The 15,802-nt window shown below is 69.2% G+C and carries 13 protein-coding genes; 10 read left to right on the top strand and 3 right to left on the bottom strand.

Going from position 1 to position 15,802, the window contains the following annotated elements; all coding sequences use genetic code 11:
* The first annotated feature begins 43 nt into the window (after nucleotides 1–43).
* The 6 genes from O7632_RS07720 to O7632_RS07695 all read left to right on the top strand — a co-directional run bounded on the left by O7632_RS07720 (nucleotide 44) and on the right by O7632_RS07695 (nucleotide 8,220).
* Nucleotides 44–1,168 carry a transporter substrate-binding domain-containing protein gene (locus tag O7632_RS07720; RefSeq protein WP_278112622.1) on the top strand — a complete coding sequence of 375 codons (1,125 nt, stop codon included), beginning with the start codon at nucleotides 44–46 and terminating at the stop codon, nucleotides 1,166–1,168.
* Nucleotides 1,165–2,733 carry a hypothetical protein gene (locus O7632_RS07715; RefSeq protein WP_278112620.1) on the top strand — a complete coding sequence of 523 codons (1,569 nt, stop codon included), beginning with the start codon at nucleotides 1,165–1,167 and terminating at the stop codon, nucleotides 2,731–2,733. The genes O7632_RS07720 and O7632_RS07715 overlap by 4 nt, the downstream gene beginning before the upstream one ends.
* Nucleotides 2,734–2,753: 20 nt before the next feature.
* The gene (locus O7632_RS07710; RefSeq protein WP_278112618.1) at nucleotides 2,754–3,917 is read left to right on the top strand and encodes an MFS transporter; all 1,164 of its coding nucleotides are present in this window, start codon (nucleotides 2,754–2,756) and stop codon (nucleotides 3,915–3,917) included.
* Nucleotides 3,918–4,309: 392 nt separating this feature from the next.
* Nucleotides 4,310–5,524 (top strand): hypothetical protein, encoded by a 1,215-nt coding sequence (locus O7632_RS07705; protein WP_278112616.1) that lies wholly within the window; start codon nucleotides 4,310–4,312, stop codon nucleotides 5,522–5,524.
* Between the two features lie 13 nt (nucleotides 5,525–5,537).
* Entirely contained in the window at nucleotides 5,538–7,703 is a 2,166-nt protein-coding gene (locus O7632_RS07700; protein WP_278112614.1) for a tetratricopeptide repeat protein, read from the top strand.
* Nucleotides 7,704–7,713: 10 nt separating this feature from the next.
* Complete coding sequence (locus O7632_RS07695) at nucleotides 7,714–8,220, top strand: flavin reductase family protein (protein ID WP_278112613.1); 507 nt, start codon at nucleotides 7,714–7,716, stop codon at nucleotides 8,218–8,220.
* Here O7632_RS07695 and O7632_RS07690 read toward each other — a convergent pair.
* Nucleotides 8,169–9,140 carry an AfsR/SARP family transcriptional regulator gene (locus tag O7632_RS07690; protein ID WP_278112611.1) on the bottom strand — a complete coding sequence of 324 codons (972 nt, stop codon included), beginning with the start codon at nucleotides 9,138–9,140 and terminating at the stop codon, nucleotides 8,169–8,171. The genes O7632_RS07695 and O7632_RS07690 overlap by 52 nt on opposite strands.
* Nucleotides 9,141–10,044: 904 nt before the next feature.
* Between O7632_RS07690 and O7632_RS07685 the strand changes: the two genes are divergently transcribed.
* Both O7632_RS07685 and O7632_RS07680 read left to right on the top strand, forming a co-directional pair.
* On the top strand, nucleotides 10,045–10,626 hold the full coding sequence (locus O7632_RS07685) for a hypothetical protein (protein WP_278112609.1): 582 nt from the start codon (nucleotides 10,045–10,047) through the stop codon (nucleotides 10,624–10,626).
* A 103-nt stretch (nucleotides 10,627–10,729) separates the two neighbouring features.
* Nucleotides 10,730–11,455, top strand: coding sequence for a response regulator transcription factor (locus O7632_RS07680; RefSeq protein ID WP_278112607.1), 726 nt, complete (start codon nucleotides 10,730–10,732; stop codon nucleotides 11,453–11,455).
* A gap of 42 nt (nucleotides 11,456–11,497) precedes the next feature.
* Here the strand turns inward: O7632_RS07680 and O7632_RS07675 are convergent, their stop codons facing one another.
* Both O7632_RS07675 and O7632_RS07670 read right to left on the bottom strand, forming a co-directional pair.
* Nucleotides 11,498–12,460 carry a cytochrome c biogenesis protein CcdA gene (locus O7632_RS07675; RefSeq protein WP_278112606.1) on the bottom strand — a complete coding sequence of 321 codons (963 nt, stop codon included), beginning with the start codon at nucleotides 12,458–12,460 and terminating at the stop codon, nucleotides 11,498–11,500.
* Nucleotide 12,461: 1 nt separating this feature from the next.
* Complete coding sequence (locus O7632_RS07670) at nucleotides 12,462–13,061, bottom strand: redoxin domain-containing protein (RefSeq protein ID WP_278112604.1); 600 nt, start codon at nucleotides 13,059–13,061, stop codon at nucleotides 12,462–12,464.
* Nucleotides 13,062–13,208: 147 nt separating this feature from the next.
* Here O7632_RS07670 and O7632_RS07665 point away from each other — a divergent pair, with 147 nt between their 5' ends.
* Both O7632_RS07665 and O7632_RS07660 read left to right on the top strand, forming a co-directional pair.
* Entirely contained in the window at nucleotides 13,209–13,670 is a 462-nt protein-coding gene (locus O7632_RS07665) for a GNAT family N-acetyltransferase (RefSeq protein ID WP_278112602.1), read from the top strand.
* A gap of 323 nt (nucleotides 13,671–13,993) precedes the next feature.
* Nucleotides 13,994–15,742 (top strand): cellulose-binding domain-containing protein, encoded by a 1,749-nt coding sequence (locus tag O7632_RS07660; protein ID WP_278112600.1) that lies wholly within the window; start codon nucleotides 13,994–13,996, stop codon nucleotides 15,740–15,742.
* Nucleotides 15,743–15,802: the final 60 nt, after the last annotated feature.

Raw genomic sequence — 15,802 nt, 5'->3', positions numbered from 1 at the left:
AGCGGATGGTCTGCCTTGCCCTGCTTGGGTAGGCTGACGCGCCGTGACGAGATACCCGGTCCTGGCATCGAAGCTGTTGCGGCCGCTACGGGCACAGTTGCCGGTGATCGTGCTCGTCGTCGTGGTCGCCCTGGCCGCCGTCGTGGTGATCATCGGGCTGCGGCCCTCGCCGACCGCACCGGCGCGTCCGGTCATCGTCACGAGCGGTGCCTGGGCACCGTTCGTCGGGCCTGACCTACCGCGCGGTGGGCCGATCACGGAGCTGGTGGTCGCGGCGTTGACCCGCTCAGGCTACTCCCCCGAAATCACCTACACGTCCTGGTCGCTCGCCGAGGAACAGGTTGCCGCCGGAGCCGCGCACGCGGTGTTTCCGCTGGTCGCCAGCTCGTCCCGGCGCGACGCGTTCCTGCTCTCCGATCCGCTGATCGACTTCGAGTACGTGTTGTTCTACGACAGTCGGGCCGGTACGCCACAGGTGGACGGCCCGGACGACCTGGCGGCGCTGCGGGTCGGGGGCATCACCGGATACGACTACTGGGCCGAGCTGGACGCGGCAGTGCCGGAACTGGTCCGATTCGAGTCGACGCTGGAAGGATTTCAGGCTCTGGCGGACGGCCGGATCGACCTGCTCGCCGAAGGACTGCTCTCCGGGCACGCGGTGCTCACCGACCCGTCCTTCGCCGGCGACGCGGCCGACTTCACCCACCTGCGCGATGGCGGACCGGTGGTCCGTTCGGTGCAAGGACTGCACCTGATGATGCCGGACACCGCTGAGGCCGCCACGGTGCTGCGGCGGTTCAACCTGGTGCTGGGCGAGATGCGCCAAGGCGAAGAGTATGCCGACCTGGTCGCCGGCCTTGATCAGCAGACGCCGGACCGGGTGACGTTGGAACCGGCCGACGGCAGCGGCCTGGTCGAGTTGCTCGACCCGGACGGCCGGCTCGCGCTGGTCGCCCCGCGCGGCACCCGGGCCCAGGTGCTCGACTGGCCGGAGGTGTTCGTCGGTCCCTCCGCCGCGCCGAGCGCCGGGGCCGGTGAACCGAACGGACAGACCGCCAGCCTTGGTCGGCCGATCCTGGTTCCGGTCAAGATCGTCAACGGGCCGGCCCAGGGGCGGGTGTTCCACGTCGACGCCCGATTCATCAACCTGGACGGGGCGGACCAGTGACCCAACTGCGTGTTCTCGCACCGGTGGTGGTCGACTACTACGGCGTACCGGGGGCGTCGCTGCGTGATCCGTTCGGGTACGCGCGGTTCTGGGCCGACCAGCAGCGGTCGGTCGACGCTCTGCTGACCGAACTCGCGCCCGCCCCGCCGGCGACGTCCGCGCCAGCGGAACACACGCCAGCGGCACCAGCACCCGCGAAACCCGCGCCCGCGCCCGCGAAACCCGCGCCCGCGCCCGCGAAACCCGCACCCGCAGCACCCGCAGCACCCGCATCAACGCCCGCGAAGCCCGCGCCGCCGCCGGCCGTCCGACTGGAGCACGTACATCCGACCAGCTCACTCAACCTCTACCGGACGATCAGCGACCACGCGGTCGAACGCCCGGTGCATCTGCTGACCGGAGCCCTCACCCCGCACCACCTGCCCGACGAGTTCGGCAAGGCGACCAGCGCCGCCGCTCAGGCGATCCGCGACGGCGTCATCGAGATCAGCTTCCGGCTCTACGACCACGGCCTGGTTCTGTTGGAGATCCTCACCGACGTCGGCCGGTGGCTCGCCGAACAGCCGGACGAGGTGACCGACCGGCTCGACGCGATGCAGGTCGAAGCCGTCTCGATGGGTGAACGGGCCGCCCGCGAGATCGTCTCCCGCTATCTCGATCCGGTGCTGGGCACGCTGCGCCGGGCCGACCGGGCCGGGCGGTTCATCCTGCCGGCGGCCCCGGCGGACGACCCGATACGCGCCGAGTTCGGCGAAGCGCTCTGGGTCACCCGGAGCTTGATCGTGGATCCCGAATCCCCGGTCGCGGACCAGATGGTGCGGCACTGGATCAAGGACGTGGTGTCCGCCGACGACCCCGCGCCGGCCGATCGGCTGCTCAACGGGGACTGCGACCACCTCGTACGCTGGCTCAACTATCTGTTCATGGACCGCGCCCGGACCGGCGGCCGGATGCTGCCAGGTGACCCGTTCCGGGACCAGTGGGACGCGCTGCGGCACGCGCAGGTCTTCTACGGGGTGCTGGACCGGATCGACGCCCGGCTGTCGAGAATCCTCGCCGACTCCGCGGCCGCCACCTCCCGCTGGGATTTCGAACAGCTCAAAGGGCGGCTCGCCATGCTGAGCCAGCGCGCCGAGCTGATTATCATGGAGCAGCGCGACCTGGCCAAGTACCTCAAACGGTCGGTACGGGCCGAGATGGACTCGATCCTGGACTTCTGGGACTGCGAACAGCTGCTGGAGCAGCCGGTCCGGTTCAAGATCGAGCTGTGTGACCGTCGGCTGGGCGAGATGGCCGCCCGGCGTACCGCGCGATCGGCGATGTTCACCGACCTCATCCTGCTCGGCATCGCGGTGACGTCGATCCTCGGCACCGCCCTCGCGGTCACCGAATTCGGGCGGGCCGTCGCCGCCGACCCCGGCATGGCCGTGTACGACCTCGGCCGGTCCACGATGGTCGGCTGGGTCGCCGCCCAACCTGCGGACGCGATCCTGATCGCCTCGGGAGCCTTGTCGGTGCTGCTCGTGGTCCTCTACCTGTTCTTCCGACGGGACAACAGCCCGTGACCGGCGCGAGCTGAACGCGGATGAGGACCGCGCTCCGCAGCCGACCGATCCGTACCTTCCTGATCGTCCAGTTCCTGCTCGACGTCCAGTTCTGGTTCCCGATCTGGCTGATCTACCTGCTCGATCTGGGCTTCTCGCTGACCACCGCGGTGCTGGCCGACGCCGTCTTCCGCCTGGTGACCGTGGTCTGCGAGTTCCCGGTCGGCGTCGTCGCCGACCGGGTCGGTCGACGGCGTACCTATCTGACGCTGGCCGCGATGGCGGTGCTGACCTTCACGGTGATCACCCAGATCGAGACGGTGTCGACACTGTTCACCGCCTGGGTGCTGTGGGGGGTGCTGTGGGCGCTCGCCTCCGGGGCGAGCGCGCCGTACCTGTACGAGCTGTGCGCCCAGGATCCGCTGCCGGTCGATCCGGGCAAGGCGTTCGGTCTGGTCCGGGCCGCCGGGCACGTTTCGGTGTTCGTCTCCCTGCTCACCGCCGGATACCTCTACGAGGCCGACCCCCGGGCCCCGTTCGCCGTCACCGCCGCCCTGGCGGCGGTGGCGCTCGGCCTGGTGTTGACCCTGCCGGAGATCCACGCCAGGCCGGCACCGGCACGGTTGGCCGCCATCGCCGCCGACCTGCGGGCGGCGTTGACCCACCCGGCGGTACGGCGGGCCGTCTGGATCGGCGTCCTGTTGCTGGTGTTCGGCTGGAGCGTCCGCATCCTGTTCCAGCCACTGGCGCTGGACCTGCAGCTGAGCGCCCGGGCAACCGGGTGGATGTACGCCGCGTTCGCCGCCGCCTCGGTGCTCGGCGGTCTCACCGCCGGACACCTCGGTCGACGGCACCGCCGCGCCGCCCTGGCCACCGCGTTCCTGTTGATCCTGGCGTCGGCGGCAGCCACCAGCCAGCTGCCCGCGCTCGGACCGTTCGTGCTGTTGCCGGTGATGGCCTTCGGCTACGTCCTGGGTACGACGGTGCTGGAGGTGCTGACCAACGAGGTCTCCCCGGCGGGAACCCGGGCGGCCATGCTCGGCCTGGTCGCCAGCGTCGGTGGCGTCGCCATCGCGGTCGCCCGCCCGGGGCTGGGCATCCTCAGCGAGGATCATCCGGCGGCGCTGGGATTCGGGATCTGGGCCCTGATCGGGATCCCGCTCGTGGGACTGGCCCTGTACGCCATCCGGCGCGGCGAACCGTAGGTCGGACAGTTCGATTCGGGACAGCACTGGCTCGGTCGACGAATCACACCTCGTTGGCGCTTCTATGGCCGGGCTTTGGCGCGCTGCTCCAGGGTGGACCTACCACGTAATGATCGGGAGGGGGTGTTCCACATGGAGAAGATGGAGAAGAAGTCGCTCAAGAAGATCAAGATCCGCAAGGCGGGTCCGGTCCGGCTGACCACCGCAGCCTGCACCACGTACCCCAGCAAGCTCTGACGGTACGGCGCCGGGCGTGGGCGCGGAGTGGGCGCCCACGCCCGGCGCACCCCATTCTCCATCGTGCCGGCCGGTACGGGAGCTCCCCGCTCGTAGACATGCGGGCCAGCCGGTGGTCGTGGCCGGCGTATCGGGTTGGCGAAGGGAGCTGGGCGGTGGAGACGGTAGTCGGATTCGACCAGGACAGCAGGGTGCCCCTGCATCCTCTTGTCTATCTGACCGACGGCGACGAGGTCACTATCGGCCGCCGCGACATCGACTCGTACGGCATCTTCCCGCCGGACGGGGCGAAAGTGGTCCGCCGGCTCGCCGCCGGCGAGACCCCACGCCAGGTCGACCTGTGGTATCAGCGCGAGTACGGCGAAAGCGCCGACATCGAGCACGTCCTGGGTGCCCTGGCCGAACTCGACTTCATCGCCGACAGCAGCCAGCCGCATGGCGAGCAGGCACCGATCCGGGGGCAACGGCTCGGCGCGGCGGTCTTTTCGATCCCCGCGATGATCGGGTACGCGGTGGTGATCGCCGCATCGCTGATCGCCATGGTCAGATCGCCTGATCTGGTGCCGCACTACAGCAACCTGTTCTTCACCCAGTACCTCACCGTGATCGAGCTGACCCTCGCCGCAGGAGCGGTGCCGCTGATCCTGCTCCACGAGGCGTTCCACTGGCTCGCCGCGCGGCGGCTCGGCATCCGGTCCCGGATCAGCGTTGGACGTCGGCTCTACTACGTGGTCCTGGAGACCAGCCTGGACGGCCTGGTCACCGTGCCACGCCGTCGGCGCTACCTGCCGATCCTGGCCGGGATGCTGCTCGATGTCCTGGCGCTGTCAGTGCTCACGCTGATCGCCGACCTGACCCGAGTCGCGGACGGCGGCTTGTCCACCGTGGGCCGACTCTGTCTGGCGTTGGCCTTCGCGACCGTGCTCCGGATCGCCTGGCAGTTCTTCTTCTACCTCCGCACCGACCTGTACGTGCTGATGTCGACCCTGCTCGGCTGCGTCGACCTGCACACCACCGCCAAGCGGCTGCTGCGAAACCGTGCCCTCCGGGCTGTCGGCCGACGGGACCGGCTGGTCGACGAGGAGCAGTGGCACCCGGTCGACCGGCGGGTCGCCAGCTGGTACTCCTGGCTGATCGTCGCGGGCTACACGTTCTCGATGGCGGTCTTCCTCGTCGGGGTCCTGCCGGCGGTCTACCTGATGTTCGCCAGTGCGATCAGTCGGCTCGGCGGCGACTCGACCAGTGGGGAGCTCGCCGACTCGCTGGTGTTCCTCGTTCTCAACCTCGGTCAGATCCTGGTGACCGGGTGGCTGGCCGTGCGAGAGCGTCGGCGGCGCAGGGCCCAGCAGTTCCAGCACATCATCGCCTGAAGGAGCTACCGTCATGGACAGCCACTACTGGATCAGCGGGGCCAACCGCCCGGACCGTGACCGGATCCTGGCCGGGCTCCCGCTGCCACCGATCCTGGCCAGGGTCAGCGCGCACCGGCGCAGGAGAGGTCCCTACACGGCCGCCGGTGCCATATTGCGGGCGATCCTGCCGGATACACTGGTTCGCCGCCCGGAGCTGGGACCCCGCCACCACATAGAGATCCTCACTGCGGCGCCCGAGTTCAGTGGCGAGGTGCCGCCGATGCGGTCCACCTTGGACCATCGCAGCACCTCCGAGGCCCGCACTCGCTACCAGGCCCGACTGCACACCCTGCGGATCGCGCACGGCCTGGTTGACATCCTCCGGGACTACCTGACGGCGGTGGCCGACGGCCCACGGACCCTACTGATCGACGACATCGCCGAGGCCGACGCCACTGACGAAGAGTTCGTCGCGGTTCTGCTGCGACGGCTGGCGCCGGAACAGCTGACCGTCGTCGTGAGCACCGGAGTCGAACCGCTGGTCGAGCCGGCCGGACCGGATAGCGTCTCGTTGCCACAGACACTGTCCCGGTGCGCCCGCCGGTTGGTGGCCGAGCCGGCCGCCGGCGAGCCTGCGGCCGACAAGCAGATCCCGCCGGGCGGGTTTGCCGATCAGACCCTGTTGACCGGGCTGGACTCCGCCGCGATCGTCGAGCTGGCGAGAGCGTACGTGGCGGCCGAGTGCCTCGGCGACGATCCGCGACAGCACGCCGCCTACCGGCACGTCGCCGACGCCGACCGGGTCGGGCTGCACGACGAACGCCGGCGGCAGTTGCTCGCCTGTGGCGAGCCGTCCCTGCTGCTCGGTGCGGTGCCGTTCCACGCCGAGTGCGCCGCGCGCCCGACCGACGAGGTAGCCGCTCTGCTGCGGAATGCCCAGCTGCACTGCAAGACCCGCGGCCTCTACCACGCGGCGGTGGAGCTCGGCGAGCGTGCCCGCGCGATGGTCGACCGCGACACCGATCCCGACCTTTGGTGGGAGATCACTGGGGATGTGACAACGTCGCTGTCCGCAGCGGGTCGCGCGGAGGAGGCCGAGCAGTGGTACGACGAGGCCCGGGCCCTCTCCATCGACCCGGCCGTCCACATGCATGCCGCGTACGGGACGGCGATGCTGTACGCCCGTCACTACGGCGACGGCCGGCGTGACTCCGGGCGGGCGCGGCGCTGGCTCAACCAGGCCATCGCCATCGCGTCGCTGCTACCCGATCCGAAGGAACGCGCCTTCCAGTCGGTGTTCCAGCGCAACGGGCTCGCTCTCGTCGAGACGCGAGACGGCCGTCCGGAGGAGGCACTGCGTCTGCTGAACGAGGGTATGGCCTGGTTGGACCGGGATTTGGCGCCGGATGAGCAGTTGCTGCACCGAACCGGGCTGCGCTACAACCGGGCCCAGGTGTACGGGATGATGGGCCGGCTCGAGGAGGCGCTGGCCGACCACAGTTGGGTGATCGAGCTTGACCCCAACTTCGCCGACCACTACTTCAACCGGGGCAACGTCCTGCGGCGACTGGGCCGCAACGAGGCGGCGCTGGCCGACTACGAACAGGCGCTGCTGCTGTTCCCGCCGTCTCCCGAGGTTCACTACAACCGTGGCGACGTACGCCTCGAGCTGGGCGACGTCGAGGGTGCGCTGGCTGACTTCGACCGGGTGCTCGAACTAGATCCCGAGCATGTCGACGCCCTGTCCAATCGGGCCGCGATCCGCTGCGATCTCGGCGATGTCGACGGCGCGTGGGAGGACATTGGCGCCGGACTGGCGCTGGCTGCGGGCCACCCGTACCTGTTGAGTCTTCGGGCAAGGGTGCTGGCCGAGCGCGGTGATCCGACGGCCGCGCGGCAGGCGGTCGACGCGGCTCTGGCGGCGGGCGGCGATCTCGCTGAGCCGTGGGCGATCCGGGGTGGGCTGCGCTACGAGGCCGGTGATCTAGCCGGTGCGCTGGACGACTTCGACCGCGCGATCGAGATCGCTGACGGCGTGGAGTTCCGGTACAACCGGGCGGTGGTGCACCAGAGCGCGGGGCGGTGGGCCGCCGCCGCAGCCGATTTCCGGGCGATTCTGACAGTCGTCGACGATGAGGACGCGGCGGCCGAGTTGGACCGCTGCGAGGCCGCCTTGGCCGCGCGGGTCGGGGTGTGAGGACGTCACCGTGACTGTTCAGCAGTCCGCTGGCGTGGCTTCCATCTTCACCGAGGCGATGACCCGCCTGGTGTCCGGGGTCGCGGTGGTCACCAGCAGTCGGCCTGACGGTACGCCGTGTGGCCTGCTCGTTTCGTCGATCTGCTCGTACAGTCTTCGGCCTCCGTCGGTGCTGGTCTCGGTGGCCCGCCAGTCCCGGTCCTATCCGGCAGTGACCCGGCAGGGATGTTTCGGTGTCCATCTGCTCGGGGTAGCGGATCGGTCGACCGCGCAGACGTTCGCCGGGCGGGGTGACGACAAGTTCGCTGGCTTGGACTGGTGTTGGGACGACCGGGTGCCACGTCTGCGGGATGTGCCGGTGTATCTGCGGTGCCGGCGATCCCGCGTCTTCGAACACGGCGACCACGCGATCGTCATCGGAGAGGTGACGGATGGTCGGGTGGTCTCCGGTGAGCCCTTGGTGTACTACCGACGTGTACTGGACTGGCGGCTCGGGGCGGTGCCGGACGCAACCTGATGACCGCCACCGGTCAGGTCTGCCCGTGGCCGGGCCCGGCAGCTGGCGGTACGGCATTCGCAGGCGGCGGACCGGGTCGGCTCCACCGCTACTGCGGTCACGCAGCCGGGGCACCAGGTCGCGGAGTAGTGCGGGTGGGGGGCGGGCGCTCCGTTCAAGACGATCTGGTGCAGAGCACGCATTCCTGGCCCCGGCTCTATGCCGGCCTCGTCGACCATTCGGAGACGGGCCCGCTGATAGACGGCCAGCGCTTCGGCGCGGCTGCCGGACAGATAGTTGACAAGCATCAACTGCTGGTGGAACGCCTCGCGCAAAGGATGCTGGACGCACAGGTCGGTCAGTTCACCGACCAGTTCCAGGCGCTTGCCCTGGCACAGCTCCGCAGCGATGAGTTCCTGGATCAGGGCTAGCCGCTCGGCTTCCAAACGTACGGCGTAGCGCTCGATCGCTGCCGTTCTGGCCACATCGGACAGGACCGATCCGCGCCAGACGTCCAGCGATCGGCGGATCATTTCCGCCCCCTGCCCACAATTGCCTTCGGAGAGCAGCTGCCGTCCGGCGGTGGCGAGTGACCGGAACCGGAAAAGATCTACCTGGCCGACGGTGACCCGAAGCATGTACCCGTTGGGTTCGGTCACTAGTACAGGATGCTGCCGAGCATCGCCTGCGGCCGTCCAGGTGGGCTCTAGGAACCGCCGGATCGCCGACACATACATCTGCAGGGCGGCGACGGCCGATCGCGGCGGTCGTTCACCCCATAAGCCGTCGACGAGTCGGGACACCGGCAGGGTCTCGTTGCCGTTGAGCAGCAGCAGGCTGAGCAGAATCCGTTGCAGTCGGGCGGTCGGTGCGCACTGCCGCCAATGGCGGAGCACCTGCAGCGGGCCGAGTACCCCATAGCGCAGGTCGACAGCGGTCATACGTCATCCGCCGCACGTCGATGACACATAAGACGCAACAAAGCAATCGACGGAATTACGACCAGATCAAATCTGCAGCATTCCTCACCAGAGAGCCTGGAGCCCAGGGTTGCATCGGGCACCGAAACATGCACCTCACCCAGTCGAATGTGACCTCGTCCACGCCAAGGATGATTTCTCCGAACACTCCAGATACAAGATCTGCGTAATGTTAGCAACACCATCAGTAGCAAGCAAGAGTCATCGCGGCGCACCCCCCAGAGTCCCAATATCACGCCATTGACCAGCAAGAATGCAAGTCTGGACCGGACGAGAACCTACGAAACCTGGGCGATCCGGGCCACTTTGCGGGACTCGGAAAATAAGTAGGAATGAGTCAATATAGTGAATCAGGAAAGTAACCTAGCTTCTGACCTGAAAGGAGAGTACTTGCCGATGGGTCTCGGTCGCCCGGGGCAGAGGCACCCACGCGGAGGCGACCGCCGGGGGGGAGCGCCCACTACCCCGACGATCGCAGCGGCGACGGACGCGGTACGGGCGCAGTCAGCCATGCCGGGACTCATGCCGCCGACCGTCGGCAACCCCGCTTGTCGCACCCACGCCACGGACGTCCGCCCCCACGGACGGACCGACCTGCCGCCGGTAGATTCAGGGAGCGAAGCAGGTGAAGACACGTCGATGTTGCCGGACGGGTCGACGCGTGCTGAAATTGCACTTATCGCCGCAGCACGGGGGCAACCGCGCTGAGCACGGCCCAGCACGGGAGCAACGCGATTCCGACAGCGCGCCGGATCGGCGCACGCTCTCGCATGCCGAATCGCCGGGCCTTCTCCCAACGACGGCCGGAGGGCACCCCACGCGCTCCGCCGACGCTCCAGCACCGGCGACGAGGTGAGAAGCAGCCATGGATTCCCAGGAGAGTTCGACGAAGTCACACCGCAACCGCTTCGTGTGGGTGGCGGTGATCCTGCTGGCCACGGCCGGGGTGGCCGTACTGGCCAAATCGGTCGGCTCGCAGGCGGAGCCGGCGGATCTGCACGGGCAGATCCTGACCCGGATGCGCACCACGCTCGAACAGGCGGACCCCGAGCAGCACAACCATTCCGGCCACGATCTCGTGCAGGTGGCCGCCAGGGAGCAGGTGCCGCCGGCGGTGATCTGCGGAGTACACGTCTACGGCTACGAGCCGGCCGACGTGACCGCGCTCGCCGACGTACGGACGGTCTACGGCTTCCACCTCTGTGGAGTCGCCGAGCAGGGCCGCCCGTGGGACGTGGCGGTCAAGCTGGCCGGACCGGTGATCTTGGACTTCGCCGCCGAACCGCCCGGCATCCAGGTGGTCGAGGCGACCGCCGAGGTCATGTTCGTCGACCGGCTGCGGCAGATGTTCCCGCCGAAGTACGCGGAGCCGGCGATGCGGGAGGCCCTTTCCCCATCGGAGATGGCCGATCTACGCCGCCGGTACGACGAAGCCTCCGGAACCTGACCGCCACGTGTCGAGGCTGTCACAACAAAGCGACGGAAACCGAAACATCGGTACGGGACGCTAGGTCGAGCCGGACTCCCTAGCCGGCCGAGAGGGTGGAACCGTGGAGATTCTCGTACTGACGACCCGGCCCCACCCCGATCAGGCCCGGCTGGTGCTGCCCGCGCTCGACCTGCTCCCGCATTCGGTGCGGTACGCCGGCCACGACGTGCCCCTGCTGATGTCCGGCACCGACCCCGACGCCGTGCTGGTGGACGCCCGACAGCAGCTCGCCGAGGCCCGTGGCACCTGCCGGATGCTGCGGACCACCGGGCTGCGGGTGCCGTTGGTGGCCGTGGTGGAGGAGGCCGGCCTGGTCGCCGTCTCCGCCGAATGGGGACTCGACGACCTGGTGCTGTCGACCGCCGGCCCGGCCGAGGTGGAGACCCGCCTCCGGCTGCTCGTCGCGCGGGCGGCGGGGGCCTCCGGCAGCACGGGCGGCGCGCTGATCACCAGCGGCGACCTTTCCATCGACCCCGACACGTACGCCGCGAGGCTCAAGGGCCGACCGCTCGATCTGACCTTCAAGGAGTTCGAGTTGTTGAAGTTCCTCGCCCAGCACCCGGGTCGGGTGTTCACCCGCGACCAGCTGCTGCGGGAGGTGTGGGGCTTCGACTACTTCGGCGGCCACCGTACGGTCGACGTGCACGTACGGCGGTTGCGCGCCAAGCTCGGCACCGAGTACGAGTCGATGATCGGTACGGTGCGCCAGGTCGGTTACAAGCTCGTGCTCGCGCCCCGCCCCGAGGGTCGGCTCGCCGACGACGCCCTGGCCCCCCTCCTCACGTAGACGTCCCGCTCACGGACCGGGTCGGGGTGGTACCGGGCCTGCTCACGGACCGGGCCGGGGTGCTCCCGACGAACGCCGCGGCCGGCGACGCAGCCACGACAGCACCGCGGCGGCCAGCAGGGCGATGAAGATCAGGCCGAGCAGACCCGCACCGGCCCGGTCCAACACCGTGGACAGCCAGCGTTGGACGACGGCGGCACCGTCGATGATCGGATCACCGCTGGCCGCCCCGCTGAACAGCCGGACCTCGTACCAGCCGTACCAGGCGACGTAGCCGCCGGCCACGACCAGCAGGACCCCACCCAACCGGGCCAGCACCGGTGCCGCGCGACGGACCCGGCGCAGCAGACCGTCGCGGGCCAGCGCCACCGCGAGCGCCGCGACGCCCACCACCAGGCCCATGCCCACTCCGTACGCCACGAACAGTGTGACTCCGGAGATGATCGAGCCGGCCCGGAAGCTGGTGACCACGATCGCCAGGAACGGGCCGATCGTGCAGGACAGCGACGCGACCGCGTACGCCATCCCGAACACGACCATCGACGGTAGCGACCGCCGCAGGGCCGGCCCACGGGTCGTCGCCGCGCCGAGCCCGGGGAGCTGCCGTCCGGCCAGCAACCAGGCCCCGAGGGCGACCAGCAGTACGCCGACCCCGATGGTGACCCACGGCAGATGTCGCTGGACCGTACCGGCCAGTGGGCTCACCACGAGACCGAACGTGCCGAACACGACGACGAACCCGGCGGTCATCGCCGCCGTCGCGGCCAACGCCCGGCCGACGGCTGTCCCCCGGCCACCGTGTCCGGCACCGCCGCCAGGCGCGCCAGCGCGGCGACCGCCGTCGTCACGGCTACCGCCGTCGCCGTCGCCGTCGCCGTCGCCGTCGCCGTCGCCGTCGCCGACCATCAAGAACGACAGGTACGCGGGCAGCAAGGCGAACCCGCAGGGGTTCACGGCAGCCAACATTCCCGCCGTCAACGCGAGCGCCAGCGGCGCGTCGATCACCTCAGCCCGCCAGCAATTCGTCGACGGTGGCCGGCAGTTCGTCGACGTCGACATGGCCGCGCGCCACGACGGTGCCCTCGGCGTCGAGCACCACGAACGTGCTCTGTGCGGTGATCCCGAACCGCTTCCACACCACCCCGTCCTCGTCGGCCAGCTGCGGGAAGCCGGACAGCTTCGCCATCCGGACGAAATCCTCCATCGCCGGTGCGCCATCGAGGCCGGCCACCCCGACTACGGACACCTTGCCGGCGTAGTCGGCCGCGAGGCTGTTCACCCGCTCGGCCTGTCCCAGACAGGTGGGACACCAGGGCGCCCAGAACCACAGGACCGCCGGTTTGCCTTCGAGGCTTCGACCGTCGAACGTGGTGCCGTCGAGGGTCTCGACCGTGAAGTCGTAGCTGTCCGAGGCGGCCGTGCCGTCCGCCGCCGGGGCGTCGTCCGTGGCGGTGTCGTCCGTGGCGGCGTCCGCCGCCGGGGCGTCGTCCGTGGTGGTGTCGTCCGTGGCGGCGGACGACGGACCGCCCGGGTCCGCGCCACAGCCGGCGAGCGCCAGGGTGCCGCCCGCGATCAGCGTGAACAATGTCCGCCGCCGTACCCTCATGTCGTCACTCCCCAAGTCCGTCGCCCGGTCACGGCGTCGCGCCCCGGCGCGAGTGTTCCGTAACCTTGCTCGCTGTCGCGATAGGCACCACCGCGCCGGGCCGCATGCCGAAACGAACGCGTAACGCGGTGTCGCCAGCATACGGTCATGCCGCTGCGGATCGAACGTGCCGACTTCGCCGACCCGGGTCTGGCCGCGTTCCTGCAGGCCCACTTGGACGACCTCGCGCCGACCGCGCCGGCCGAGAGCCGGCACGCGCTGAACCTGGCCGGGCTACGCAAGCCCGGGGTACGGCTCTGGGTCGCGCTCGAAGCGGGCGAGATCGTCGGTACCGGCGCGTTGGCTGCGGTGGAGCCGGGCCATGAGGAGATCAAGAGCATGCGTACGGATCCCCGTCGCCGCGGCCGGGGGATCGCCACCCGCGTGCTGGACCACCTGCTCGATGACGCGCGGTCACGTGGTGTCCACAGAGTGTCGTTGGAGACCGGCAGCATGGCGTTCTTCGCTCCCGCCCGGGCGCTGTACGCGAAGGCCGGCTTCGTCCCGTGCACTCCGTTCGGCTCCTACCGGCCAGACCCGAACAGCGCGTTCTTGACCAAGACCTGGTGACCGGGAAGACCTCAGCGTTCATCCCGGCCGTCGGCGATCTGTCCTCAGCGACAACGGGCGACCGGCCCGCCGACCAGTTCACTGTCGTCGCCATCGGACCATGCCTGATTGATCGATCAACATTGACACGCCGGAAACAACCCATAACATAGATATGAATCTATCGGCCGGGAGATTCGTTGCCTGCCTTCGGGCATCCGTCCCAACGATGCTCGCCGCTCCTCGTGTTCCCCCACCAGGAGCCCTCCATCACGCCCCGTGTGGCCGACCGTCCGAGACAGCACACTCTGTCGATTCGTCCACACTTCCCGAAGGGATCAGCCATGCGCTTACCTCGTCACCGCTCGCGGCTGTGGTCGGCCGCCATCGCGGCAGCCGTGGTCGTCACCGGCACCGCAGCCGTCACGGCCGCCTACGCCGCAACCGGTTGCCGGGTCACCTACTCGGTCGCCTCGCAATGGAACACCGGATTCACCGCCAACGTGGCCATCACCAATCTCGGCGACCCGGTCGACTCGTGGACCCTGGCTTGGAGCTATGCCAACGGCCAGCAGGTCACCCAGGCCTGGAACGCCACGGTGTCGCAGAGCGGCGGGCAGGTCACCGCCCGAAACGCCAGCTACAACGGCAGCATCGCCACGGGAGCCACGACCTCGTTCGGCTTCAACGGAGCCTGGAACGGCAGTAACACCGCGCCGACCAGTTTCGCCCTCAACGGCACCACCTGTACGGGCTCGCCCACCAATCCCACCACCGCGCCACCGGTCACGACCGCCCCGCCGACCACCGCCCCGCCGACCACCGCCCCGCCCACGAGCCCGCCCGGCGACCCGACCTGGGGTACGGGCCTGCCGCCAGCCAGCGCCCCGAAGAGCCGGGCCTACGAACTGATCGCCACCGCCAACGAGAAGGGATACCTCCCCCGCGCCGGCGAATGCTCGGTCGAGATCCACGCCCGTTACTGGACGTGGGGACCCGACGGCAAGGTCTACCCGACCTGGCACCCCACCCGGGACCCGAGCGGCTGCTACTTCGGCCACGAACACGGTGACGACCCACGTACCTCGGACCTCTACAGCACCGCCGGCTGGCCCGCCTTCGGATACACCAGCGAAGTCATGCTGGACACCATGCCCGACCACAGCCACCGGCACGAGGACCACGTCGGCCACAAGGTGCTCGTGGTGAACAACAGCAACGTCATCGAGGGCGACAACGGCACCAGCTTCTTCCCGCCACAGGGCACCGTCATCGCGGTCTGTGACGTGCTGCTCAAGTTCCACCAGGGCACCCACTCGCCGGACGCGTTCACCAACAACGTCCACGAGTTGCTGTTGAACCAGCGTTGTGTGGGCAGTAACGGCGGGCCGGTCACCGAGGCCCGGTACAACGCGATGATCCCGCTCGGCCGCCCCGGCGGCTTCAGCCCCAGCGAATGCCCCGGCTTCGGCCGACCGTTCATCAGCGTCGCACCCGCCGTACCGGCCGACTCGCCGTCGGACACCCGCTCATTGGGCCGGCTGATCGCCGAGACCAGCTGCGTCCAGGCCATCCGGGAGGGCCGCACGCACTACGACCCGCTCTACCCCAACCCGGTGCCGTTCACCGTCTCCGACATGGACGACTTCTGGTTCTCCGATGTCCAGGTGAGCGGACCTGGACTGAGCTTCCACCTCGCGCCGCTGTTCTACGTGGTCAACCCGTCGCGCTACTACGACCCGGCCAGGCCCAACAACATGGGCCGGATCGTGGACCTGTGCTACACCGACCTCGCGGGTGGCGACTACTGCGACGAGGCACGCCGGGTCACCCAACAGACCGGACAACAGGTCGCCTGGGACGATCCGCGCTCACCGTTCAAGGGCACGCTGCGGGAGTTCCGACCGGGCGCGTTCATGGTCCGCAACACCGGGCCGTCGACCGTCTACACCGACGTGTACGGACGTAGCGCCTCGACCTCGCCGTTCCCCGGCTCCATCCAGCAGTACTTCACCGGCAACCAGAGCAGCGACATGTACGTTCGGGGCTCGATCAAGGACTACGCGGCAACCGGAGTGCACGCCCCGAACTGACCCTTCCACCTCGCCTGTTCTCCAGGACACACCGGAGCCGACGGTACGGGACGGGCGGTG

The sequence above is a fragment of the Solwaraspora sp. WMMD406 genome, from assembly GCF_029626025.1.
Lineage (GTDB): Bacteria > Actinomycetota > Actinomycetes > Mycobacteriales > Micromonosporaceae > Micromonospora_E.
This window is presented reverse-complemented; position numbering and strand designations above follow the sequence as displayed.

What these genes read in the sequence shown, in the direction of transcription:
- O7632_RS07710 (WP_278112618.1), top strand. Translation starts at nt 2,754, where the DNA reads ATGAGGACCGCGCTCCGCAGCCGACCGATCCGTACCTTCCTGATCGTC.
- O7632_RS07685 (WP_278112609.1), top strand. Translation starts at nt 10,045, where the DNA reads ATGGATTCCCAGGAGAGTTCGACGAAGTCACACCGCAACCGCTTCGTG.
- O7632_RS07670 (WP_278112604.1), bottom strand. Translation starts at nt 13,061, where the DNA reads ATGAGGGTACGGCGGCGGACATTGTTCACGCTGATCGCGGGCGGCACC.
- O7632_RS07665 (WP_278112602.1), top strand. Translation starts at nt 13,209, where the DNA reads ATGCCGCTGCGGATCGAACGTGCCGACTTCGCCGACCCGGGTCTGGCC.
- O7632_RS07660 (WP_278112600.1), top strand. Translation starts at nt 13,994, where the DNA reads ATGCGCTTACCTCGTCACCGCTCGCGGCTGTGGTCGGCCGCCATCGCG.
- O7632_RS07690 (WP_278112611.1), bottom strand. Translation starts at nt 9,140, where the DNA reads ATGACCGCTGTCGACCTGCGCTATGGGGTACTCGGCCCGCTGCAGGTG.
- O7632_RS07700 (WP_278112614.1), top strand. Translation starts at nt 5,538, where the DNA reads ATGGACAGCCACTACTGGATCAGCGGGGCCAACCGCCCGGACCGTGAC.